This is a genomic window from Novosphingobium sp. Chol11 (assembly GCF_900218065.1).
Classification (GTDB): domain Bacteria; phylum Pseudomonadota; class Alphaproteobacteria; order Sphingomonadales; family Sphingomonadaceae; genus Sphingobium; species Sphingobium agri.
This window is the reverse complement of sequence record NZ_OBMU01000003.1, coordinates 234,974-258,512: the sequence shown is the minus strand read 5'-3', so window position 1 is coordinate 258,512 and position 23,539 is coordinate 234,974. Positions and strand designations below refer to the sequence as shown.

Below are 23,539 nucleotides of genomic sequence, written 5' to 3'. Positions count from 1 at the left end.
CTTTTGCGCACGATGCTTTAGAATTTGACGCCCACGGTCATGCCGTAGGTGCGCGGTTCGGCATAATAGCCGCCTGCAAAGCCGAGCTGACCATAGTCGATGCCGCGGACGAAATCCTTCGCATTGGTGAGGTTCTTGACCCACAGGCGGACTTCGCCTTCGCCCGAGCCAAGCGCGAAGCCGTCGATGCCGATCTGGGCATCGATCAGGTCGATATCGTCGCCCTTGATCTGCTCATTGAACGGCGATCCCAGCGGACTGCTGAAATTATATTTGCCGTCTTCATGCGTGTAGCCGATCCGTGCGCGCAGGGTGGCGTTGCGCCAGTTCAACGGGAACTGCGCGTTTAGCGCCACATTGGCGGTGAGCGGAGACGTGTAGCCGGGCGTGGCGATCGACGCGATGTTGACCGGCGGTTCCCCGGCTACGGGCGACTGGCCTGCGAGGAACTCCTTATATTTTATGTCGATATAGCCAATGCTGCCGTCGAGCGAGAAATTGTCCGAAAGGACAGCCTGCGCCTCTGCTTCAACGCCGTTGTAAACCACCTTGCCCGCATTGATGATGCGCGTGGCGAACGTCCCGACGGGGGCGTTGGTGACGGGGCCGATGACGGCAAGATTGTCGTAGATATTGTGGTAGGCTGCAAGGTTCAGGCGCAGGCGGCGATCGAGAAGCTCGGTCTTCACGCCCACTTCATAGGAGGTCACCTTTTCCGGTTCGAAGCTGCCGAGCTGGCTCGTGCCAGTGATTGCCGGATCTTGGGAATTGAAGCCGCCCGAGCGATAGCCGGTGGCCGCGCGGGCATACAGGTTGATGCCGTCGGCGACATCATAGCCCGCCATCAGGTTCCAGGTGAACTTGCTGAACTTGGCTTTGCCATATTCCGGCACGGCGGGTGCGACTGCGCCGTTCTGGAGGCGGAGCATCTTCTTTTCGTCCCAGGTGTAGCGGCCGCCTGCGGTCAGGCGGATGCCACTGTCACGGCCACCCGGATAGAAGGTAAACTGGCCATAAACTGCGGTGCTTTCGCTCCATGCCGTGTATCTCAGGCGGGCGAGCGTCTGGACAAGGCGGTAGCGCGCCGGATTTGCAGCAACAAAGCTGGGGCCAAGCGGGCCGAAGTTTCCGAGGAAAACGGAATTGGTGTCGAGAATGAAGCCGCTGTTCTGACGGCCATTTTCCGTGCCCTTTTCCCAGAAGTAGAAGCCGCCAACGACCCAGTCCAGTGAACTGCTGTCACCGGAGATTTCGACTTCCTGGCTGAACTGCTTGTGCCGCCGGCTATTCTCAACGGAGAATAGATCCTGCGTGATTGTCGGCACTGGCGCAGCGGAGATGAACGGAATGGCCGCTGCCGGGATGGTTGGAATGAACTGCAACAGCGACGCGGGCATGCCGTTGAACAGGGTCGCGTTGGAGAAGGCCGGGCCGCTGAACGCGCCGAGGCCGTCCAGGTCGGTCACATTGTCACTGTTCCAGAACCGGTAGCCGGTGGTCGACTTGACCTTGAAGCCGCCAAAATCATTCTGAACCTGCAGATTGTGACCCCAGGTCTTGTCGACGGCGCGGCTGAGGATGTTGTTGCAGACTTCATGGCGGTATCTGCGCTCCGGCGTTGCGAGCGCTGCGCATTCCGGATCGGCGAAGGTCGCGCCCGCCAGATACTGGGCGACCGGGGCCTGCTGCGTGACCAAGGCCTGGCGGCCGTCGACGGTGATCGGCGCGTTGGGCGTGCCGTCCGAGACATTGGTCAGGATGAAGGGAAGGGGCGTGCCCTTGATCCGGTTCCAGTCGAAAATATACTGGATGCTGCCGGTTCCGCCGAGATCGATGCGGGCAGCGCCGCGGAACGCGTCGGACGTGCGGGCGCCCGGATCGCGAGAGTCGCGTGGTTGGAGGATGTTGTCGATGACGCCGTCGCGTTCGCTGTGGCTGTAGGAGAAGCTGGTTGATATGCCCGCAATCTCACCCGGATCGATCGACAGCTTGCCGTTCCAGGCATTGAAATTGCCATAGCCAGCCTCGGCCTTCAGCCGGAAGGTGGATGAAGGCGCGCGGGTGATGAAATGGATCGCGCCGCCAGTCGTGTTGCGGCCGAACAAGGTGCCCTGCGGCCCGCGCAGCACTTCGACGCGTTCGATGTCCGTGACGCCAAGGCCCAGGGCGCCACCGCGAGCAATATACACGCCGTCCACATACAGGCCGTTGGCAGCGTCGATGCCGAAGCTTTCGCTGCCACCGTTGGAGATGCCGCGAATGGAGAAGACGGCGGCGGCGTTGCTGGTCGTCCCCTGGGTCACGACGACGTTGGGGGCAAGGCCGCTCAAGTCACGGCTGTCGCGGATGCCGAGCTGCTCCACCTTTTCAGAACTGATCGCGCTGATGGCGATGGGAACGTCCTGAAGATTCTGGGCGCGCTTCTGGGCGGTGACGACGATTTCCTCGAGACCAGACGTTGCCGGTTCGGCGTCGGTCTGTGCCATCGACTGACTGGCAAGTGCGAGGCCGCTGACCCCCATGATCAGTTGTAGCGCAGCATATCTATATGTCTTGGCCATGAATATCTCTCCCTTGGATATTATGAAGTTGGTGATGAGGATGAACGTGGGCGCACGAAATCTTCGCGCATGCGCCGATCAGGCAGTGTTGATCTGATCCTGGAAGGTATCAGCCGGGCATATACAGTTGAGCGGCCTTTCCGCCGTCTACAGGCAATGCCGTTCCCGTGATGTAACTTGCAGCGTCGGAAAGCATGAAGACGATGGCGCGCGCCAGTTCTTCAGGCTGCCCGCCACGCTGCATCGGTATGGCGGCCGTCGTGCGAGCGGCGGTGTCGGACGCGCGCGCGGAGAACAGTTCCGTGGGGGCTGTCTGAACCTGCCCCGGAATGATGGCATTGATCCGGATGCCAAGGGGTGCGGCCTCCATCGCCGCGGCCGCCGTGAAATGCACCAGCGCGGCCTTCGAAGCGGAGTAGCTCGCCATGTTCACGGTCGCGCGGATGCCGCAGGTCGAGGCGATATTGACGATCGATCCCTTCCCCGCCGCAGTCATCACTTTCAGCGCGGCCTTGGTGCTGACGAATGCGGCGTCGCTGTTGACGGCGAAATCCTTGCGCCAATGTTCGAGCGTCAACTTGCTGATCGGCGCATAATGGGTCGACATGGCGTTGTTCACCAGCATGTCGAGCCGGCCATATTTCTGGGCTACGCCCTCGATCATGGCCGTCAGCGCGTCGGTGTCGGCGACGTCCAACTGGATCGCCTCGATCAGGCCGCCTTGCGCCGAAATGCTGTCGCGCGCGCTGTCCAGCAGCGCCTGCCTGCGCCCGCAGATGACAACCTGCGCGCCGCGCTGCGCCAGCAAGCTGGCAGTGGCGAGGCCGATGCCATCGCTGCCGCCCGTGATGATGGCGACGCGGCCTTGAAAATCCTCGCTCATGTCGACGTCCAGAACCTCACCTAACAGAATCGCACTCTGCTCCGAGTGTCGGTGCGATGCGACTCAAGATTCCCAAAAATACGGAATTTGTAAATCGATAAATTCCGAACTTGAATGTTCTGGAGGTGGCATGGAAGGGGCCTAACAGGCGAATGAGCCATTTATAGATCGTGATATGGGCGGCTCCCGGCTTAGAGAAAGTCTAGTAAATACAGGGGCAATCACGTTGTTGGCCCAGAAAATGCCGGCATCAATCAAGTGCACTGATCATGCGGAAAAAAAATGTTGTTGAATTACGCGGGCGGCGGAATAGAGTCGTGTTCAAGCAGAACGGCGATGAGTCGAGGATAGAGGATGCCGGAATCGAACCGAGGCCAAGGCTCCGGCGCAATTCCCCATCGGACGATCCCTGCGGCGGTGAGGTGATCCCCAAGGATAGCATGAGCAAGATCGATCCCATTTTCGCGGCCGTCACCGCCCCCGGCACGCCTTTCGAAATCGGCGAGCAGGATGGCCTCCGCTTCTTCGTGAACGCGCCTTCGGACCTCAACCAGTTGATCGAAGGGGCGCGGCGCTTCGGCGACCAGACATGCATCGTCGATTTCGACGGCGCAGAGGGCGAGCGGCGGGTGAGCTTCACCCAGTTGTTCGCCTGGCGCGACGATTTGGCGGCTCGGCTCGGCATCACGCGGGGGCAGAGGGTTGCGATTTGCATGCGCAACCGTGCCGAATGGATGGTCGCTTTTCTCGCCGTGGTGAAGCAGGGTGGCGTTGCGGCGCTGCTCAATAGCCGGGGATCGCCCGCAGAGCTGAACGCGATGGTCAAAGAGGTGACGCCGGAGCTTGTGCTGGCGGATACCGACAGAGCCGCGCTTCTGCGCGATGGCGGTTATGCGGGCCGGTTGATCGATGTAACGCACCCTCTGGAGGGTGCGCCCACTGCCGTAGAACCCGATAAGACCGCAGCGCCGAATGATCCCTGCGCCATTCTGTTTACATCAGGCACGACGGGACGGGTGAAGGGCGCGGTTCTGTCCCATCGCAGCCTGATCACCGGGCTGCTGGGCACGCAGCTGACCGGAACGATGGTGCTGCATAACATGGCCCAACAATATGGGGTTTCGGTGGACGCCATTGCGTCGCAGGTGCCGCCCCTGGCCATTTTGCTCGTCTATCCGCTTTTCCATATTTCCGGGTTGGGCTCCGGTTTCCTCGCGCCATTCCTGTCAGGCGGCAAGATCGTCATCATGCGCCGCTGGGATGCGGAAGAGGCTGTCCGGCTGATCGAGCGGGAGCGGGTTACGCAGCTTTCGACCGTGCCGACCATGCTGTGGGACATGGTGCATCGGGCGCGCACCAAGGATGCTGACCTGAGTTCGGTGCGGAACATCGGATCGGGCGGCCAGGCGCTGCCGCTCAACCTGCTGGAGGAGGTGCAGAAGCTGTGCCCCCATTCGATGATCGGGACCGGCTATGGCATGACCGAGACATCGGGCGCGATCGCCCAGGCTGTGGGAGCGGACTTCCTGGCAGCCCGGGCTTCGGCGGGACGGGTGCTGCCGTTGGTCGACCTGCGGATCGAGCGGGAGGACGGCACGGTCTGCGGTCCCAACGAAACCGGCGAGATCATCGTGCGCAGCGCCATGACCATGAGCGGATATTGGAACCGGCCGGAGGATACGGCGAAGACCTTCACGCCTGACGGTTGGCTGCGTACCGGCGACATCGGCTATCAGGATAAGGACGGGTACATCTTCATCGTCGATCGCGCCAAGGACATGGTCATTTCAGGCGGCGAGAATATCTATTGCGCCGAAGTCGAGCGCGTCCTGAGCGAAATGCCGCAGATCGCTGAATGCGCGACATTCGGGATAGCGGATGAGCGATTGGGCGAGGCGCTGGTAGCGGTGGTTCAGGCGGATGGCCTGGACGAACGCAGCGTCATCGATTGGGTGGCGGGCAGGCTTGCGCCCTACAAGGCGCCGGTGCGCGTCGCCTTTTCCGCCGAGCCCCTGCCGCGCAACCAATCGCAGAAAATCAACAAGATCGCGCTTCGTGCGCTGTGGCCTGAACTGGCCGGCAACAACTGAACAGGAGAGTTCCGCATGGGCATGCCCAAGGACATAAAGATAATCGACTGCATGCTGGGCATTCCCGAGGCGGAAGACCGCTCCGCATGGTTCGATCCCTTTCGTCCGCTGATCAAGGACCAGCAGACGCTTCAGCAATTCGCGATGCCCGCGCAATATATGTTCAAGGACATTCCGCAGACCGGCAAGGTTGATGACTTCGTATCATGGACCGTCGAGCAGATGGACCAATATGGTATCGACAAGGCGCTGGTCGGATGGAACGACAATGCGACATCCTACCGCGCCAAGGAAATGTATGGCGACCGCTTCTTCTTCGACCTGCCCTGTGATCCCAACCGGGGCATGGAGGAAGTAAAGCGGATCAAGCGCATCCATGCGGAAGTCGGACTGTCGGCGATCAGCGTCTTTCCGGCGGGCACGCTGCCGCAGGTGGCGATCAATCACAAATATATGTTCCCACTCTATACCTGTGCGGCGGAACTGGGGCTGCCGGTGTTGCTGAATGCGGGCATTCCGGGTCCGCGTATCCCGATGGAAACGCAGAAGGTCGAACATCTGGACGAGGTCTGCTGGTTCTTCCCGGACTTGAAGGTCGTCATGCGTCATGGCGCGGAGCCGTGGGAGGCTTTGGCGGTCAAGCTGATGCTGAAATGGCCGAACCTCTATTATTCGACCAGCGCCTTTGCGCCCAAGCACTATCCCAAGGCGATCATCGACTACGCCAATACGCGCGGCGCGGACAAGATCATCTATGCGGGCTACTTCCCCATGGGCCTCAGCCTGGAGCGGATCTTCAGCGACATGCAGAACGTCCCCTTCAAGGACGAGGTATGGCCGAAGTTCCTGCGTGAAAACGCCATCAAGGTCTTTGACCTCAAATAATCTGACGGAGCCTTTTCCATGTCTAACCCCGAAATCGCATCCGCATCCGATGCGCGCACGCCGCCGGTTGCCGTATGGCAGATCCTTGAGAAGCTCAAAGGGCAGGACTTGCTCGACTGGCGGCTGGCCGAAGTGAAGGACCGCGCTTCGATCAAGGAGCGCAACCTCGATATCGGCATTCCTTTTGGCTGGTATCCGATCCTCCTGTCTTCGGAACTGCAGGTCGGAGAAGTGAAGCCACTGCGCTATTTCTCGAAGGATCTGGCGATCTGGCGCGGCGAGGACGGCAAGGTCCGCATGCTCGACGCCTATTGCAAGCATCTGGGTGCGCATATGGGACATGGCGGCAAGGTGCACGGCAATCTGCTGGAGTGCCCCTTCCATGCCTGGCGCTATGATGGCGACGAGGCGGTGGTCAAGGACGTGCCCTATGCCCGGAATATCCCGCCGCAGGTGAAGCGCAAGTGCACGCGCAACTGGCACATTACCGAAGCCAATCGTTTCATCTGGGCCTGGTATCACCCGCAGGATGAAGCGCCGCTGTTCGAAGTCGCGGTGCTGCCCGAGGCGAGCGATCCTGAATGGACCGACTATGAGGTTCACGAATGGAATGTCTGGGGATCGCTCCAGAATATGGCGGAAAATGGCGTCGACGTCGCGCATTTCCGTTTCATCCATGGCACCGCCAATGTGCCGCTGGGCGAACTGCGGTGGGGAGACTGGGGCCGCGGCGCTGACGTGAAGGCGAAAATGGGCACGCCATGGGGCGAGGTGGATGGCTGCATCAGCTATGACACGATGGGGCCGGGACAAAGCTGGACGCGCTTTACCGGCATTTCGGAGACGCTGCTGGTCGCCTGTCTCGCTCCGGTAGAGCTGGACCATGTCCATGTGCGCTTCTGCTTCACGCAGCCCAAGGCGCAGGCCGAGGGCGAGCGAGCGGGCGTTGCGCGGGCGATCATTCGCGACATTTGCAAGCAGTTCGACCAGGACAAGGTGGTGTGGGACCGGCAGAAGTTCGAGCCCAACCCGATCATCTGCGATGGCGACGGGCCGATCCCGCAGTTCCGCAAATATTATGCGCGCTACTATGCGGATCAGAGCGTGGCGGCCGCGGAATAAAGCGGATTACGAGCAGCTGCACCGCCACCCCCGTCCTGGCTAAGCCCTTCGACAAGCTCAGGGCGAGCGGGGCGGGGGATAGATGATCCCCTATGGCTGTCACGCCAAAAGAAGCTCTTGGAGAGATAGGAATGGACATGACACGCCGGGAAACGATGGCGGGCGGTGCGGCGCTTGTGGGGCTGGCGGGCACTGCCAAGGCGGCGACGCCGCGTTCCACTCCGCTCGACACGCACGACGCGCTCGGGCTGGCCGAACTGGTCGCCAAGCGCAAGGTTTCGCCAAGCGAATTGCTGGAAGCGGCGATCGGCAAGGCGGAGGCGCTGAACCCGCGGTTCAACTTTCTTGCGCAGAAACATTATGACTATGGCCGCGCGGCGATCGCCAAGGGGTTGCCGCAGGGGCCATTCAGCGGCGTTCCATGGCTGCTGAAGGATCTGAACACCTATATCGCGGGCCTGCCGACCGAGAATGGCAGCCGTTTCTACAAGGGCTACAGGCCTGAGGTAACCTCCGAGCTGGTCCGGCGCATCGAGAAGGCTGGCTTTGTCATCTTCGGCAAGACGACAGTGCCCGAACTGGGCCTGACCGGCACGACTGAAAACAAGCTGACCGGCGACACGCGCAACCCGTGGGACAGGAGCCGGATCACAGGCGGATCGTCAGGCGGCGCTGCAGCGGCAGTGGCGGCGGGCGTGCTCCCCGCCGCGCACGCTACCGACGGTGGCGGGTCGATCCGCATTCCGGCGTCCTGCTGCGGGCTCTTCGGCTTGAAGCCGAGCCGGGGGCGCGTGCCGATGGGGCCGCCGCGCACCGAAGGGTGGGGCGGATTGTCGGTGCATCATGCCGTCACCCGCAGCGTGAGGGACTCCGCCGCGATATTGGATGCAACGCAGGGGCCGGAGCCCGGCGCCCGCTATGCCGCGCCGACGCCGGGCGAGACTTTCCTGTCGCAAGTCGGCAAGGCTCCGGGCCGGTTGCGGATAGCATTGATGCTGAATGCGCCTGCGGGATCGCCCGTCGACCCCGAATGCGTCGAAGCGGCGCGCAAGGCGGCACGGCTGTGCGAGAGCCTGGGTCATCATGTCGAGGAAGCTGCGCCGAAGCTGGACGTCGCGGCGATGGGCGCGGCGAGTTTCGTGCTGATCGGTTCATCGGTTGCAGCGGACATGACGGATCGCGCGAAGGCGACCGGCATGGCGATAGGGCCGGACGTGCTGGAACCGATCACGCTGGGTTTCGTCGGCTATGGGCAGAAGGCGACCGGCATGGACTTCGCCCGTGCGAACAACACGCTTCAGACTGCGGCTATCAGCATGGCGCAGTTCATGGCGAATTATGATGTGATCCTGTCGCCGACACTGGCCGCTCCGCCGTTGAAGCTGGGTCAGATCAACCTCACTCCCGACGTCGATTTTGCGGCATGGGGACAGCGGGCGGCGGTCTTCTCGCCCTTTACGCAGGTCGCGAACATGACCGGCCAGCCCGCCATGTCTGTGCCGCTCGCCATGTCGTCGGCAGGTCTGCCGATCGGCGTGATGTTCACGGGCCGTTATGGCGACGAGGCGACGCTGTTCCGCTTAGCCGGTCAGCTGGAAAGCGCTGCGCCCTGGAAGAACAGGCGTCCGGCGGTTTAAGATATTGGAGAGAATGATGCGCGGATTGGAAGGCAAGGCAGGGATCGTCGCGGGCGGCGGGCGCGGTATCGGCGCGGCCACGGCGCGGCGGCTGGTCGCCGAAGGCGCATCGGTCGTAATCGGCGACATCGTTGGCGACTGGGCCGAGGAAACGGCGCGCGCAATCCGTGAGGAAGGCGGGCGGGCGATCGGCGTCGTACTCGATGGGACCAAGGCAGCGTCGCAGGGCGCGATCGTGGAGGCGGCCTTGTCCGAGTTCGGGCGGCTCGACTTCTACCACAGCAATCTGGCGGGTGGGACCGAAGGCGACATCGACGTGCTGAACTGCACGGAAGAGGTGCTGGACCGTTCGTTCGCGATCAATGCCAAGAGTCATTTCCTGGCGACGCAGGCCGCTCTTCCAGTGCTGCTGGAGCGGGGCGGCGGGGCGATGATCTACACCTCCTCTGGCGCGGCGATTTCAGGGAACCCGTTGCAGGTTGCCTATCCGATGACCAAGAATGCGCTGCATGCCCTTGTCCGCCACGTCGCGCGAAAATTCGGGAAGCAGGGCATTCGCGCCAACGGCATCTGCCCTGGCGTGGTACTGACAGAAGCGGTCGCCCAGCATCTGACGCAGGACTATGTGGACAGGATGCTGGAAAATCTGCCTCACCGCCGCCTCGGCAAGCCGGACGATATTGCAGGCGCGGTCGCTTTCCTGGCCTCCGACGATGGTGAATGGGTCAACGGGCAACTCTGGCACGTCAATGGCGGCTCGCTTTTGCGAGATTGAAAGACATGCGCCCTGCTTCCAACCCCTGGGTCGTGCTGGCGATGCTGCTGGCGATCTACATCGTCAACTATGCCGACCGCTACCTGATCACCGGATTGATCGGCCCGATCAAGGCCGAGTTCGGCATCGGCGATGCGATGATGGGCATGTTGATGGGTCCCGCCTTCGTGCTGCTATATGTGGTGCTCGGTGTGCCGTTCGCGCGGTTGGCGGATCGCACGTCGCGCGTGCGGATCATCGCGGCTGGCTGCATCCTCTGGAGCGCGGCGACGGTCGCGACCGGTCTTGCGAGCGGCCCGGTCAGCCTGACCCTCGCCCGGGTTGGCGTGGGCGTAGGGGAAGCGGCCTTCGTAGCGCCGGCCTATTCGCTGCTGTCCGACTATTTCCGGCCGGAGAGGCGTGGGCTCGCCTTTGCGGTATTGGGGCTGGCAGCCTATGTCGGCCAGATTGCGGGACAAGCGGGAGGCCCAGCGATTGCGGCTGCGCATGATTGGCGCATGGCCTTTCACAGCATGGGCCTTGTCGGGGTCCTTCTGGGCCTTGGCGCGCTCCTGCTGATCCGCGAGCCGCGGCGTAGCGGTACGGGTGGAGAGCAGACGGGAGCGCTGCCGCTTGGTAAGCTGGTCGGATGCCTCGCCCGCAGTCCAGCCTATCTGCTGATGATGTTCGCCTTTGGCTTTGGTGTTTTGTCCGGCGTGTCCTTCGGCTTTTGGGGGCCGGAACTCTTCACCCGGGCTTATGGGCTTGATCCGGTGGCGGCCAAGTCGGCCTTCGCGATCAACTTCGGTCTGTCTGGGCTGATCGGCATGCTGTTGTTCGGCGCGCTGTCCGACCGGCTCGCCAAGCGCAGCATGATCTGGCCGTCGCGCCTTTCCGCATTGGCGCTGGGCGCCGCCACCTGCGCGATCTTGATGTCCAGCTGGGCTGGCAGCTTCGATATGGCGAAGCTGGCGGCCATCCCTGCCGGGCTGCTGGGCGGAGGCTGGTCCGTCGGCTTTATCGCGACACTGCAATATATGCTGCCTGCGCGCATCAGGGCGGCGTCGACGGCTCTGTTTCTGGCGGTCACGACGCTGCTGGGCTTCTTCGTCGGGCCATGGGCGACCGGAGCGATCAGCCAGATGCTGGGCCATGACGCGGCATCGCTCCGCATGGCGCTGACCCTCATCATTCCCTTCGGCTTTCTGTCGGCGCTGCTCGGTTGGGCGGCGGCGAGCCGGGTGGAGCATGACCGTGCGCGACTGAATGATGCTCTTTCGATTCGACCTTCTGACCCTTTGCTGGCAAGAGTGGCGGCAGAAAGAGGTTGAGCGAGTATATGAGTGAGACTTTTGCGTTCGATGAGACGGACCGGAAGATTGTCGAACAGCTGCGGCAAAATGGCCGAGCCACCAATCAACAGATCGCGGAATCCCTCAACCTGATTGCTTCCACCGTTTCGACGCGCATCCGGCGGATGGAGGATGCGGGGATGCTGCGCGTCGTGGCAGTGTCCGATTTCGCGGTGCACGGATATCATGTCCTCATTCACCTGGCGGTGCAGGTGAGTGGCCGGTCGGCATTGGACGTAGCGGAAGAACTCGCTGTATTTCCTGAAGTCTTCGCCGCGCATCTGGTGACGGGTAGTTATGAGATCAGCCTGCTTCTGACGCTCCATGACATTGACGAGCTTCCCTCTTTGATAACGGATCGTTTATCGAAGGTGCCGGGAATAAGATCGATGATACCCGCGATCGGGCTCGATATCGTCCGCTATGGCTTGGACACCGCTCCGATCGATCGCAGGAGGCTTGCATGAGGAGGCCGGACCTGGACGAGCTGGACCACCAGCTGATCGCCATCTTGGCGCAGGATGCGCGCGTTTCCAACCGCAAGATCGCAGCGGATCTTGGCGTGAATGAAGGCACCGTCAGGGGCCGCATCAAGCGGCTGCAGCAGGAAAAGCTGATCGCCTTCACGGCGCTGACAGGGTTGAAGCTTGAGAAGGCAACCAATGTGGCCTTCATCGCGGTACAGGCCGATGTCAGTCATGTCCGGCATATCGCACGTGACATCGCGCATATCCCACTGGTCAAGGCCGTGATGATCACATTGGGGCCGTGCAACATCATGGCGACATGCCTTTATGATGACCTCGACAATCTTCACAGGATGGCGTCGGGACAGATCCTGGCGATGGAGGGGGTTAATCATGTCGAAACCTCGCTGGCGGTCAGGACTGTCAAGTTCAGCAATCGGGTGGTGCGGATCACGGACGCGCAAACCGTCAGCAGCTTGTGAGGCTAGGTCGAACAAATAAATTCGGAATTTAAATATTTCAAAATTCCGCATATGAGTGCTTGAAAAGAAAATTAAGCTCATATAGCACTATCTGAACGGCGCTTGCGGCATATTGCCGTCGACCGCCGATGGCAGGAGAGAGCGGCCGGTCTACCGGGCGGCTGACGTGCGACCCCGACGAGTGCCGGGGCGAGAAGCTCCGCCAACATATTTAAAGGCGGTCGAGATGGAATTCGCATTTACCGACGAACAACAGATGATCGCGGAGACGGCGCGCAGCTTCTTCGCGGAGAATGCCACAAGCGAGCGCACGCGCAAGGCTATGGCGGGCGACGGCGTTGACCGGGCGCTTTGGCAGGCTTTCTGCCAGGAGCTGGGCCTGTCCGGCATCGGGCTTCCGGAAAGCGCTGGCGGCGCGGGTCTGGGCATGGTGGAACTGGCGATCATCGCGGAAGCGGCAGGCGCTCAGGTGGCGGCATTGCCCATGCTCAGCAGTCTTGTGCAAGCGGCTCAGGCGATTGCGGCGGGCGGCGATGCCGAGCAGCAGGATCAATGGCTGCCGCGCCTGATCTCTGGCGAGGTGATCGGCGGTTATTTCTATGGTGCGGACATCCAGTCGGATGGCGATCGGCTGACGGGCGGATCACGTTTCGTTGCCCATGGTGCCTCTGCCGACATGTTCGTGGTTACCGACATGCGGCAGGTCTGGATTGTCTCCGCGAATGCGCCGGGCGTTAGTGTGACGAGCCAGACGAGCATGGACCAGACCCGTCCCTTGGCTCATGTGCAGCTGGACAATGTGACGGGGGAGCGGCTTGGCGATCCGGCGGCGGCTCTGGCCGCTGTTCATCGCGCGGCCTTTATCGCTACGGCCGCAGAAGCGTTGGGCGGCGCGCAGGCTTGCCTGGATCGGACCGTCGATTATTCCAAGGAGCGCATCCAGTTCGGTCGGCCGATCGGGTCTTTCCAGGCCTATAAGCACAGGCTGGCCGACATGATGATCGAGATCGAACAGGCCCGGTCAGCGGTATATTGGGCTGCCTGCGCCGTGGACGAGGGGGCGGAAGAGGCCGAGATGGCCATTCACGCCGCCAAATCCTTTGCCACCGACACATTTTTCCGCTGCGCCGGTGACATGATCCAGCTGCACGGCGGCATCGGCTTCACGTGGGAGCATGACGCGCATCTGTATTTCAAGCGCGCCCGTGCGCTTCAGACGATGCTTGGCACCAATGTTTGGCATCGTGAAAAGATTGCCACGATGATCCTGGGAGAAGCGGCATGAAACTCGGATTTTCCCCGGAAGAGGAACTGTTCCGGCAGGAGTGCGCGGACTGGTTGAACGGCCAGATGGCGGGCGAATTTCGCGACATCAAGGGCATCACCAAGCTGACCGGCAGTCCCGAACGGCGCAAGGAGTGGGAGCAGCAGCTCGCCGAGCACCGCTGGTCCTGCATCGGTTGGCCGTCACAATGGGGAGGGCGCGACGCGACATTGGCGCAGCAGGTGATCTTTGCCGAGGAATATGCCCGCGCTGGCGTTCCAGGGCGGGTGAACCATATCGGCATCGAGCTTGCCGGTCCTACGATCCTGACATTCGGCACCGAGGAGCAAAAGCAGCGCTTCCTGCCGGGGATCGCAGGCGGCAAGACCATTTTCTGCCAGGGCTTTTCCGAACCCAATGCCGGTTCGGACCTGGCGAGCGTGCGGACGAAAGCGCGGCTTGAAGGCGGCGAATGGGTCGTGAACGGCCAGAAGATCTGGACCAGCCTTGCCCATATCTCCGACTGGATTTTCGTCGTGACTCGCACGGAGGAGGGGTCGCAGGGGCCAAAGGGCCTGACCTTCCTGATGATGCCGATCGACCAGCCCGGAATCGAGATACGCGGTATCCGCCAGATCAACGGCGACGCGGAGTTCAACGAAACCTTCTTCACCGATGCGCGGTGCCCGGCTGACAGCCTGATCGGCGCAGTAGGCGATGGGTGGCGCATCGCCATGGGCCTGCTGGCATTCGAACGCGGCGTGTCGACGCTGGGCCAGCAGATGGGTTTCCGCAATGAACTGGATGAGATCATCGCGGCGGCCAAGGCCAATGGCGCGGCGAATGACCCGCTGGTCCGCCAGCGCCTCGCCAAGGCCGAAGTGGGCCTGCGCCTGATGCGGTATGGGGCCTTGCGCATGCTGTCGCAAACGGATCATGCCAAGATCGATGGCGCTGCCCTGACCTACAAGATCCAGTGGGCGAGCTGGCGCCGCAGCCTTGGGGAACTGGCCATGGACGTATTGGGCCAGGGCGGCGAGATCAGCGATCATGCCGAATATGAATGGGATACGCTGCCCAACCTGTTCCTCTTCTCTCGCGCTGACACGATTTACGGCGGCACCAACCAGATCCAGCGCAACCTGATCGCGGAGCGGGGACTGGGCCTGCCGCGAGAGCCGCGCGGGAACGCCTGAACGGTGGACGAGGAAGATGCCTTTGAGCGATTGAAGAACCTGCCGCCGCGGGGGCATCATGCGTTGCTAGGCATCTACAATGTCGATCACGGACCGGATTGGGCGGAACTGGCTTGTCCTTTCGCTCCCGGATTTCTGATGGATGCGGACGCGGGCCTGGTATCTTCCGGGCCGATCATATCGCTGGTCGATGCGGCGGCCGGTTCCGCCATCATCGCGCGCACGCGCCAGTGGCGGCCCATGGCCACGCTCGACCTGCATATCGACTATTTGCGGCCCGCAAGGGCAGGGCACAGCCTGCATGCGCGTGCTCATTGCCATCATATCACGCGCAAGGTCGCGTTCACCCGTTGCGATGTGCATGATGGCGACCCGCAGGCGCCGATCGCGACGGCAACCGCCAGCTTCTTCTTCACGGACGAGTCATGATCGTTCGCACCCCCTATGCGCAGATGCTGGGCATCCGGAGCGTTGGGCTGGATGGCGACACCGACGTCCTGATGATGCCGGCTGCCGCGTCGCTCGAAGGACGGTCGGGTTTCCTTTATGGCGGTGTCATTGCCAGCCTTCTGGAACTCGCATGTCTTGAGGCTGTCGCCCAGGATCGAGGGGAGCCCTGGCCCAAGCCGATCAACATGTCGTTCGATTTCCTGCGCGGCGGCAAGATGATCGATAGCTATGCTCAGGCGCGGCTCGTTCGCGTGGGGCGCCGGGTCGTGAACGCCGATGCGATTTGCTGGCAGGCGGATCGGGACAAGCCGATCGCCACGGGTCGGATGCATCTGCTGCTGGACTGAGAACGAAAAGGAAGAGAGCCATGGCGCTGTTGGATGGACGGGTCGCGATCATCACCGGTGCCAGCCGGGGGATCGGCGCCGCCATTGCACGACGCTTCGCCGCTGAGGGAGCGAGGGTCGCCATTGTCGCACGGACGGTAGAGGCTGGAGGCAGCAGCCTGCCGGGTTCATTAGCCGAAACAGCCGCGCTGATCCGCGCAGCCGGAGGCGAGTGCCTCTCCATCGGCGCCAATCTTGTCGATGCGGATGATCGGTCCCGTATCGTCGCTGAAACCGTGGGGCACTTCGGCAGGTTGGACATTTTGGTGAACAATGCCGCCTGGTCCCGTTTCGTGCCGATCTGGGAGGCTCAGCCCAAGCATTTTCAGCTGGCGTTCCAGATGAATGTCCATGCGCCGCAGGAGCTATCGCAGCAGGCGCTGCCTCATTTTCGCGATCGGGGCCAAGGATGGATCCTGAACATTTCCAGCGCAACTGCAGACGTGCCGCCGCCTGCACCCTATGATCCGGAAGATCGGTACATTAAATTCAATCGCGATGGTCACGCCACGCTCTACGGCACGACCAAGGCTGCGCTCGACCGATTGACTGCAGGATGGGCGGTGGAGCTGTCGCGCGAGAATATCGCCGTCAATTCGCTTGCCCCTGTCGGGGCAGTCGCGAGCGAGGGGGCCTTGTCGGTCGGTGGATGGGATGAACGCGATCATCTGGAACCAGTCGAGGCGATGGCGGAAGCCGCGCTTCAGCTTTGCCATCGGCCCGCGAGTGAACTCAGCGGCAATATCGTCCGCAGCCTCCGCCTCCTTGAGCGGCTGAACGTGCCCGTGCGAGCGCTGGACGGGACGGCTTTTGCGTGACCGCGATGGTTTGAGGAGAGGTCGCGGGATCGGTAGGCGATAATCAACTCCCACCAATCACTGGATCAGTCTCGCCCCTCAGTTGTTTGCTCCCCAACACAGGAGGGAGTTAAGATGTCAGATACCGATAGCGCTCGAGGCCGAACGGCGACGAGCCCACGGGAAATGCCCAAGGCCGCTTGGCGGGACATTCTGATCCGGACATGGAATGAAAGTGGCAGCGACAATATCGGACTGATCTCCGCAGGGGTGGCGTTTTACGGCTTCCTCGCCTTTGTCCCTACCTTGGCAGCGCTGGTATTATGCTATGGCCTGTTCGCTGACCCGGCGGCGATCGCCGGACATCTGCAATCCCTGTTCCGGCTGCTCCCGGAAGAAGCTGCTCGGCTGATCGGGGAGCAGCTTCTGTCGGTGGTCAACACGGGCAACGGAAAGAAGGGGTTTGGGCTCGTTCTTTCGCTGGCGCTTTCCATCTACGGTGCGATGAACGGCGCGAGCGCGATCGTCACGGCGGTGAACATTGCCTATGATGAGGAAGAGACCCGCAGCTTCATCAGGCTGACGGCCCTGGCCTGTCTGATGACGCTCGGACTGTTATTGGCAGGGATCATCGCCATTTTTGCGATCGCTGCGCTCGCTTTCCTGGAGCAACTGATGCCTGGCGCACCTGCGATCCTCATCACGGCGATACGCATTGGCTTCTGGATATTGGCCGCGCTGGCCGCGAGCATGTTGCTCAGCACCATTTACCGCTTCGCTCCGGATCGTAAGCGGGCGCGCTGGCGCTGGCTGACGCCCGGGTCCCTGCTGGCGACCGTGGGCTGGCTGGCGGTGAGCCTGGGCTTTGGCCTCTATGCGTCCAACTTCGGGAATTACGGCGCTACTTACGGTGCGCTGAGCGCGGTGGTGGTGACGTTGATGTGGCTGTATCTGTCCGCCTATATCCTGATCCTGGGCGCTGAACTGAATAGCGAGATAGAACATCAGACGGCGGAGGACACGACAGTCGGCCGCCCGAAGCCGATGGGCGAGCGGGACGCCTATGTCGCCGACACGGTTGGAAAGGTGCCTTGATCAGCGATTATTACAGGAGAGGCAACTTTTTCGCCGCTCATGACTTAGCGTGATCATGGACCCGCGAGCGATCAGCAAGGGAGAATTTCATGGCGCGGACTCGTGAGCAACGTGGCGAACAGGAGACGAAGGCGGCCGTCGCCAAGGTGAAGAAGACCGGCAAGGCGACGGGCGGCGCGCGTGGCGGCATTACGGCTCCGGTCACGCCGTCGCCGGAACTCGCGGACATCATCGGCGACAAGAAGATCCCGCGTAGTGAGGTGGTCAAGAAGATCTGGGACTATATCAAGGCCAATGATCTTCAAAACCCGAAGGACAAGCGGGAAATATTGGCGGACGACAAGCTGGAGAAAATCTTCGGCGGCAAGAAGGCCAGCATGTTCGAGATGAACAAGCACCTGGCGAAGCATCTCAAAGCCTGACCGGCCGGTCATGCGTAGAAAAAACCTCTCCTCGCATATGCGGGGAGAGGTTTTTTAATGTCCTTCAAAAGATTTGGCCCGGCCTCAGGCCCGGCCGAACTGAGCGATAAGCCACCATGTCCCACCCGCGACCAGCAGGAAGAGGACGAGCGCTGTCCAGGATGACGCGAAATGCAGGGTGGGATGGTCTCCCGTCCATTTTCGCCGTCCGCTGATCATCGGACCGACCAGATTGTCCCGCCTGTGAAGCAGGTAGAAGAGGATCGCGACGACGTGCAAGGCCGTCAAGGCAAGGATGATGTTGAAGATGAAGGCGTGCCACTCCGCGGCAACCCTGCCTGTTTCGAAATCGACCAGATAGGAGAAGGGGCCGGATTCCATGCCGTCGATGTCGACGGAAAAGAAGCCGAGGCCCACCTGAACCGCCAATATGGCGATCATCGCGATCACACTCCATCCACCCACGGGATTGTGCCCCGGCGCTGGAGCGGCCGACCGGTTGAACATATGGCCGCGGATATAATGGAATAGCCTGGAGGGGCCGCCCACGAAATTGGCGAAGCGAGCCGTGCTGCTGCCCGCGACGCCCCAGATGATGCGGAACAGCAGCAGGGTGAAGATACTGTAGCCAGCCAGCCGGTGCCAGTCGAGCATGCGCTCTTCAGCAGTCCACCAGGCGAAGGCCAGCAGCGGCACAAGCGTCCAGTGGAAGAGGCGGGTCGGCAAATCCCAGATGCGCAGGCGCACAGCCCCGCTGCTCGCGTCCGCCTTCACCATCAAAGCTCCGCGCGGAAGCGGTCGTGGCAGCTTTTGCAGGTGCCGCCCAAGCTGTTGCGGGCCGCAGTAAGGCCCGCGACATTGCCGCTGGCGGCGGCCGCATCAAGCGCCTTTGCAGCGGTGATCATGTCGCCCTGAAGCTTCACGAAGGCGGCATTGTCCTTCCAGATCTCAGCCTTGGCGCGGGTCTTCACGCCCGATTCCGGGCCGCTGCCCTTCGGGAAATATTTGGGCAGCAGCGCTGCGCGCGTGGCGAGATCGCGCGCGAGCGGGCGGACGCTGTTCATGTCCGGCGATCCGGACTTGATTTCGTCATTGACGCTTTTGAACGCTCCGCCGATTTCCTTGTAGCTGGCCTGACGCGCCTTGATCGCGTTGGTGACTGCGGGCGTGGCGGCATAAGCAGCGTAGCTTGCGGCCAAACCGGCGGTCGCCAAGGCCAGGGAGTAGGGGAGCTTCATCATCTGCCTCATTCTTTCTGTGATCGTCACGCCAATATTTCGCTGATGGGCCGTTTGGTGTTCATCGCATCGATACCCCAGCTATCGACCGAAATTCCCATGACTTGTTGAAGAGTCAAGCCGACGCGGCTGATCGTTTCACCATTGCCCTGGATATGCAGGCCGGTCTTCACCTTTCCGCCAGCGCGCCCGGCGAGCATCACCGGGATACCCAGTACATCATGGTTCTTCGCATAGGAAACGTCGGAATGAGCGAAAACCAGCGTATTGTCGAGCAGGGTGCCGTCGCCTTCCTTAATGGCCGCGAGTGCCGACACGAAATCGGCCCATGCCTCCATGTTGCGGATGGCGAAGAAATCGACCGTCGGTTGATAGCCGATGGAGCGGTCGATCAGCTCTTCATGCGTGTTCTGGTGGTATCCGGTTGTCTGCCCCGCTTGGCGCAGATCGGACGCTGCCGTCGAGAAACTCATGTTGAATACGCGGGTCTGATTGCAGGCGAGCGCCATAGCCAGCATCTGCGCCATCAACCGGTGATTGGTCTTGCGCTGCTCCACATCGGTCGTGTCTCCGGATACGGCAGGAGCGTCCGCTGGCACGACGCAAGCTTCGGCCGGGGGCGGCTTTTGCAGTTGCAGGGCCAGCTTTCCTTCCATCTCGCGGACGGAGGTGAAATATTGATCGAGACGCGCCTTGTCGGTCGCGCCGAGGCTGCTTTCCAAGGCGCGCCGCTGCTCCGTCACGCCGGAGAGGACGCTGCGCCGAACCATGATGCGGGGGTCCGGCTTGAAGTCAGCCTTGTTGGGATCGTTGAAGTCGGGGCCGAAAATCTTGCGATAGAATTCGACAGCGTTGGGCGTCGCCGAATTCATGCTCCGGCCGTCGCGGAAGGAATAGCTGGTACGAGGATTGCCATCCGCCGACAGTTCGAGCGAGCGGAAGAAGGAGCCGCCGCCGATCGCGTCGGCGATCAGCACATCGATCGTGGGCGCGCGGATCGCGAGCCAGTCGTCGGTGGGAGCGCCCGTGCGCACGCCGGTATTTCCCGTCAGGTGCGGCAGATTGCCTTTGCCGTCCAGCACCACGTCGAAGCCGGTCAGGACACTGACATGCTGCTTCACATTGGCGATCGGCGCGAGTTGCGGCGGCAGGTCGTAATCCGCCCCGGTCTTTTTCGGTTGCCAGCGATCCGGGATCATCCCGCATCCCCAGAACCATGTGCCGAAGCGGACGGGCAGGCGCCCTCCGCCAAGCGTCGCGGCAAAGGCGGTGCCGTTATTGTCGAGAAATGCGTCGAGCAGGGGCAGGCCAAGCGTCACCGCGCCGCCGCCCATAATGCCGCGCAGCAGGAAACCGCGCCGCGTCGTTCCATGCATCAGCATCAGCCAGTCTCCTTCATTCTGCGAACAGTAGCCACGCGGCGCTCCGGCCCAAGGCGCGGCATCGTGTAAAAGGCGGGATCAAGAGCGATGGCGCGCATCAGCGACGGAAAGCGATGTCCGCCTGCCGCAAAGCTCTGGTCCAGCTTGGCGATTTCCGCCCCATCCGTGCCGGACGGATTGCGGCCATTGGCGTAGCGCCATGCGGACTGAACGAGGCAGCTGCTGACGCGCGGATTGTTGCGGAACAGCTGACCGAGGGCTGCTGCACCATTGAACGCCTGCTTTTCGAAATTGCCGCTGACGTCGATCACCTCGTCATGTTCGACCTTGCGGAACTGTCCTGCACCGTCAAATTGTTCGAGCCCCAGACCAATAGGATCAGTCCGCCGGTGACAGCTTGCGCATTCCTCGTCATCCAGATGTGCCTGCAGCCGTGCCCGTGTGGTCTTTAGCGTCGGGTTATCGACATTCTGCACGACCGCAAAATTCACGTTCGCTGGGGGAGCAGGGATTTTCTCGCACAGGAATATCTCGCGCAGCGCTACCCCGCGCAGCGTGGGCGATGTACGGCCTGGGTGGGAATGTTGCGCCAACATGCTGGCGTGGGTGAGCAGCCCGCTGCGGGGATCACCCTGCGGGAATTCATACATGAACCAGTCGGCCTTGCTGACCGGTATATCGTAGATCGGGCCGAGCGAGCGATTCATGGCGATCGATCGGGCCGTGAACAGATCGCGATAGTCGCCCTTGCGCTCCACCAGAAACCAGCTGATGGTGCGCAGCGTCTGTTCGCGCAGCGACGTGCTGATCGCCTGCGAAAAGGCGGGATAGATGAGCGAGTCCTTTGCCAGCTCGTCCATTCCGTCGAGGCGGAGATAATCGGTGAAGAAGGCGCGGACGCCCTGTTCGAAACGCGGAGAGGCGATCAGGCGATCGACTGCTTTCGTGAGCCCCGCCTGCGTATCGAGCGCTCCGCTGCGCGCTTCGTCAAGCAGCGTCTGGTCAGGCATGCTGTTCCAGAACAGGAAGGATAGGCGACTGGCTTTCGACCAGGCATCGATATTGCGACGCGAGGGTGCGGGCCGATCGATGCGGAACAGGAATTCGGGGCTGGTCAGCATGCCGCTGAGCGTCGCAGCAAGCCCCGCATGGAAGTCGCCGAGCGTCGTTGTCGCGTCAGTCGTGGCTTTCGTGAGAGCCGCGACCTCCGCATCGCTCAGTGGCCGCCTGTAGAGTTGCAAGCCCACGCTTTGGAAGAACTGGCGAGCACAGGCAACACCATTCCGATCGGCGGGGGTGGGCGCGCAACCGACCAGTTTCGCGCGATGCTGTTCGTCCGTCACCTGTGCCGAAATGCTGCGCGCCAGATTTTCATATTGTTCAAGTCCAGCGGCAGTTACCGAAACGGCGCTGGTCCCGACCGCCTGAAGTCCATCTATCCGCAGATCGGGTTCGAACCGGCCGACAATCTTGATGTCCGGGCCGAAAACATCCGCGATGACGTTGCGATATTGGCTTTCGGTCAGGCGGCGGATCTGGCTGGGCGGCGTATCGGCGTGGCTTTCGTCGGCTCGCGCCCCACTGAAAGCGATACTGATGCCTAGGGTCAGGCAAGCGCCTGCAAGTGCCAGCGACGGCAGTGCCCTGATCTTCATGGCAATGTCTCTCTTTGCGCGACCTGATCGGGTTTGGCGAGGAACGCCCTGACGCCGACGAAGTCATAAGCGGATGATATGGCGGTGAACCGGCCGGTGCGGGGATCGCGATAGCCGTCCGCGAAATGATCGATGGCTCTTCGAATGCCGGGGCAGGACACGTGCGACAGGTTGGCGCCATTCTGCGTCATCTGTTCGATCGAGTCATAGAAGCTGTCGAGCGTGTAATAGCCGAATATGCTGCCGTCGATGGAGCCATCGGCACCAAACTTCGCCTTTATCCGCGCGCCCCGGATATGGCGCGGCGTGTCCAATATCTGTTCCTTGTAATTCAGCGTCAGATCGACGGGATCGGTCGTCAGCACCCCGCCTGTGATGCGCCCTTTCACCGATGCGCGAAGCTGCGGGTTGGGATCGGGCGTGAAGGTTACGCGGGCGAGAGGCTCACCGCGGCCGTCGCGGGTCAGCGGTTCGTTGACGGCCAGAACAGTCACAGTCACATCAGGATCATCCTGAAGACTATCGACGCCCCTCAACTCTACCACGGTAGGCGCCCGCATGGACATCATCGTCTTGCGCGCAAGCTCTTCCTTGCTGCTCTCGCGAAATGCAGAAACGCACCCGACAGCGCGCCACAGCCGATTGTCGATTCCCTTTTCACCATTTGGCCCGTCAAAGTCGGATTTCCCGACTTTGCCGTCGAGGTTCATGCCTGCCGCGATCTTGCCTTCGTAGGTCTTGAAGCCTTTCCCCAACATCGGGAAGTCAGCGGGGTTCGAGCAGGCGCTATAGACCACCTCGCGCTTCTGGAACGCGAGGCGGCCGGCGCCTTTGGGCAAGCCATTCAGCGCGCCGATCGCTGCCGCAAGTTCCTGTGTCGGTTCTGCCTTAGGATCATAGTTCGGCGGGAATTTCACGGAAGAGGCGCGTTCGCCCCGGATGAATATACGGCGGAACTTGAAATATTCATTCATCCGCTCTTCAAGTGCTTGCCGTTTTTCCTTGCCCGCATATTTGGCCTGCTCCGCGGGCGAGAGCATGGCGTAGAAACGATCAAGATCACCGATGTCGGGGCTGGGACAGCTGTCCTTTTCACCCCCCTGCGCAAGATAGACATTGCTGAGGACAAAGGCGTGCACGCCCTCTTCGCCGCCTGTCGGCGCGTCGGCGCCAACCAGGGATGCAGCGATCAGGGGTAAGGCCCAATATGCCTTGGCCGGCATATGGCCGGTTAAGTCCTCTCTGCCCTTCATGTCGTCCTTTCATGCCGCTTCAACGGGCATTGCTATTTTCATGACTCTTCCCGCAACTGGCCACCACCCCAAAAACGATCATCCGACGCGGCAATTTCGCGCATGGGAAGCTGAGCGGTGTAGGAAAGCGAAAGATTTATCTTGCACGCGTCATATAATAGACTGATC

22 protein-coding genes are annotated in these 23,539 nt (G+C 61.7%); 15 read left to right on the top strand and 7 right to left on the bottom strand.

Annotated features, from left to right (window positions below):
* Positions 1-17: 17 nt before the first annotated feature.
* Complete coding sequence (locus tag NCHOL11_RS15905) at positions 18-2,561, bottom strand: TonB-dependent receptor (protein ID WP_097093551.1); 2,544 nt, start codon at positions 2,559-2,561, stop codon at positions 18-20.
* 109 nt (positions 2,562-2,670) lie between these two features.
* Positions 2,671-3,444, bottom strand: coding sequence for an SDR family NAD(P)-dependent oxidoreductase (locus NCHOL11_RS15900; protein ID WP_097093550.1), 774 nt, complete (start codon positions 3,442-3,444; stop codon positions 2,671-2,673).
* Positions 3,445-3,884: 440 nt separating this feature from the next.
* Here NCHOL11_RS15900 and NCHOL11_RS15895 point away from each other — a divergent pair, with 440 nt between their 5' ends.
* The 15 genes from NCHOL11_RS15895 (at position 3,885) to NCHOL11_RS15825 (ending at position 17,843) form a co-directional block, all read left to right on the top strand.
* Entirely contained in the window at positions 3,885-5,534 is a 1,650-nt protein-coding gene (locus NCHOL11_RS15895; RefSeq protein ID WP_097093668.1) for a class I adenylate-forming enzyme family protein, read from the top strand.
* A gap of 15 nt (positions 5,535-5,549) precedes the next feature.
* Positions 5,550-6,419, top strand: coding sequence for an amidohydrolase family protein (locus tag NCHOL11_RS15890; protein WP_097093549.1), 870 nt, complete (start codon positions 5,550-5,552; stop codon positions 6,417-6,419).
* Between the two features lie 18 nt (positions 6,420-6,437).
* Positions 6,438-7,541 carry a Rieske 2Fe-2S domain-containing protein gene (locus NCHOL11_RS15885; RefSeq protein WP_097093548.1) on the top strand — a complete coding sequence of 368 codons (1,104 nt, stop codon included), beginning with the start codon at positions 6,438-6,440 and terminating at the stop codon, positions 7,539-7,541.
* Positions 7,542-7,678: 137 nt separating this feature from the next.
* Complete coding sequence (locus NCHOL11_RS15880; RefSeq protein WP_255254876.1) at positions 7,679-9,178, top strand: amidase; 1,500 nt, start codon at positions 7,679-7,681, stop codon at positions 9,176-9,178.
* Between the two features lie 16 nt (positions 9,179-9,194).
* Entirely contained in the window at positions 9,195-9,953 is a 759-nt protein-coding gene (locus NCHOL11_RS15875; RefSeq protein ID WP_097093667.1) for an SDR family NAD(P)-dependent oxidoreductase, read from the top strand.
* Between the two features lie 5 nt (positions 9,954-9,958).
* The gene (locus NCHOL11_RS15870; protein WP_176502326.1) at positions 9,959-11,263 is read left to right on the top strand and encodes a spinster family MFS transporter; all 1,305 of its coding nucleotides are present in this window, start codon (positions 9,959-9,961) and stop codon (positions 11,261-11,263) included.
* Positions 11,264-11,271: 8 nt separating this feature from the next.
* Positions 11,272-11,751 carry an Lrp/AsnC family transcriptional regulator gene (locus NCHOL11_RS15865; RefSeq protein WP_097093545.1) on the top strand — a complete coding sequence of 160 codons (480 nt, stop codon included), beginning with the start codon at positions 11,272-11,274 and terminating at the stop codon, positions 11,749-11,751.
* A complete protein-coding gene (locus tag NCHOL11_RS15860; protein ID WP_097093544.1) occupies positions 11,748-12,233 on the top strand; it encodes an Lrp/AsnC family transcriptional regulator in 486 nt (161 codons plus the stop codon). The genes NCHOL11_RS15865 and NCHOL11_RS15860 overlap by 4 nt, the downstream gene beginning before the upstream one ends.
* A 226-nt stretch (positions 12,234-12,459) precedes the next feature.
* Positions 12,460-13,518: an acyl-CoA dehydrogenase family protein gene (locus NCHOL11_RS15855; RefSeq protein WP_097093543.1), complete on the top strand. Its 1,059-nt coding sequence runs from the start codon at positions 12,460-12,462 to the stop codon at positions 13,516-13,518.
* Positions 13,515-14,693, top strand: a complete 1,179-nt coding sequence (locus NCHOL11_RS15850; protein ID WP_097093542.1) for an acyl-CoA dehydrogenase family protein — start codon at positions 13,515-13,517, stop codon at positions 14,691-14,693. Before NCHOL11_RS15855 ends, NCHOL11_RS15850 begins: the two co-directional genes overlap by 4 nt.
* 3 nt (positions 14,694-14,696) lie before the next feature.
* Positions 14,697-15,122, top strand: coding sequence for a PaaI family thioesterase (locus NCHOL11_RS15845; protein ID WP_097093541.1), 426 nt, complete (start codon positions 14,697-14,699; stop codon positions 15,120-15,122).
* Positions 15,119-15,490, top strand: coding sequence for a PaaI family thioesterase (locus NCHOL11_RS15840; protein ID WP_097093540.1), 372 nt, complete (start codon positions 15,119-15,121; stop codon positions 15,488-15,490). Before NCHOL11_RS15845 ends, NCHOL11_RS15840 begins: the two co-directional genes overlap by 4 nt.
* A 20-nt stretch (positions 15,491-15,510) precedes the next feature.
* The gene (locus NCHOL11_RS15835; RefSeq protein ID WP_097093539.1) at positions 15,511-16,347 is read left to right on the top strand and encodes an SDR family NAD(P)-dependent oxidoreductase; all 837 of its coding nucleotides are present in this window, start codon (positions 15,511-15,513) and stop codon (positions 16,345-16,347) included.
* Between the two features lie 114 nt (positions 16,348-16,461).
* Positions 16,462-17,421 (top strand): YihY/virulence factor BrkB family protein, encoded by a 960-nt coding sequence (locus NCHOL11_RS15830; protein ID WP_097093538.1) that lies wholly within the window; start codon positions 16,462-16,464, stop codon positions 17,419-17,421.
* Positions 17,422-17,510: 89 nt separating this feature from the next.
* Positions 17,511-17,843 carry an SWIB/MDM2 domain-containing protein gene (locus NCHOL11_RS15825; RefSeq protein WP_097093537.1) on the top strand — a complete coding sequence of 111 codons (333 nt, stop codon included), beginning with the start codon at positions 17,511-17,513 and terminating at the stop codon, positions 17,841-17,843.
* An 84-nt stretch (positions 17,844-17,927) separates the two neighbouring features.
* Here the strand turns inward: NCHOL11_RS15825 and NCHOL11_RS15820 are convergent, their stop codons facing one another.
* From NCHOL11_RS15820 to NCHOL11_RS15800, 5 genes are read right to left on the bottom strand one after another with little or no spacing between them, the layout of a single operon-like run.
* Positions 17,928-18,620, bottom strand: a complete 693-nt coding sequence (locus tag NCHOL11_RS15820) for a cytochrome b/b6 domain-containing protein (RefSeq protein WP_097093536.1) — start codon at positions 18,618-18,620, stop codon at positions 17,928-17,930.
* Complete coding sequence (locus NCHOL11_RS15815; protein ID WP_176502325.1) at positions 18,620-19,081, bottom strand: c-type cytochrome; 462 nt, start codon at positions 19,079-19,081, stop codon at positions 18,620-18,622. The genes NCHOL11_RS15820 and NCHOL11_RS15815 overlap by 1 nt, the downstream gene beginning before the upstream one ends.
* A gap of 26 nt (positions 19,082-19,107) precedes the next feature.
* On the bottom strand, positions 19,108-20,463 hold the full coding sequence (locus tag NCHOL11_RS15810) for a DUF1552 domain-containing protein (protein ID WP_255254875.1): 1,356 nt from the start codon (positions 20,461-20,463) through the stop codon (positions 19,108-19,110).
* The gene (locus NCHOL11_RS15805; protein ID WP_097093534.1) at positions 20,463-22,118 is read right to left on the bottom strand and encodes a DUF1592 domain-containing protein; all 1,656 of its coding nucleotides are present in this window, start codon (positions 22,116-22,118) and stop codon (positions 20,463-20,465) included. Before NCHOL11_RS15805 ends, NCHOL11_RS15810 begins: the two co-directional genes overlap by 1 nt.
* On the bottom strand, positions 22,115-23,371 hold the full coding sequence (locus tag NCHOL11_RS15800; protein ID WP_141397892.1) for a hypothetical protein: 1,257 nt from the start codon (positions 23,369-23,371) through the stop codon (positions 22,115-22,117). Before NCHOL11_RS15800 ends, NCHOL11_RS15805 begins: the two co-directional genes overlap by 4 nt.
* Positions 23,372-23,539 lie beyond the last annotated feature (168 nt).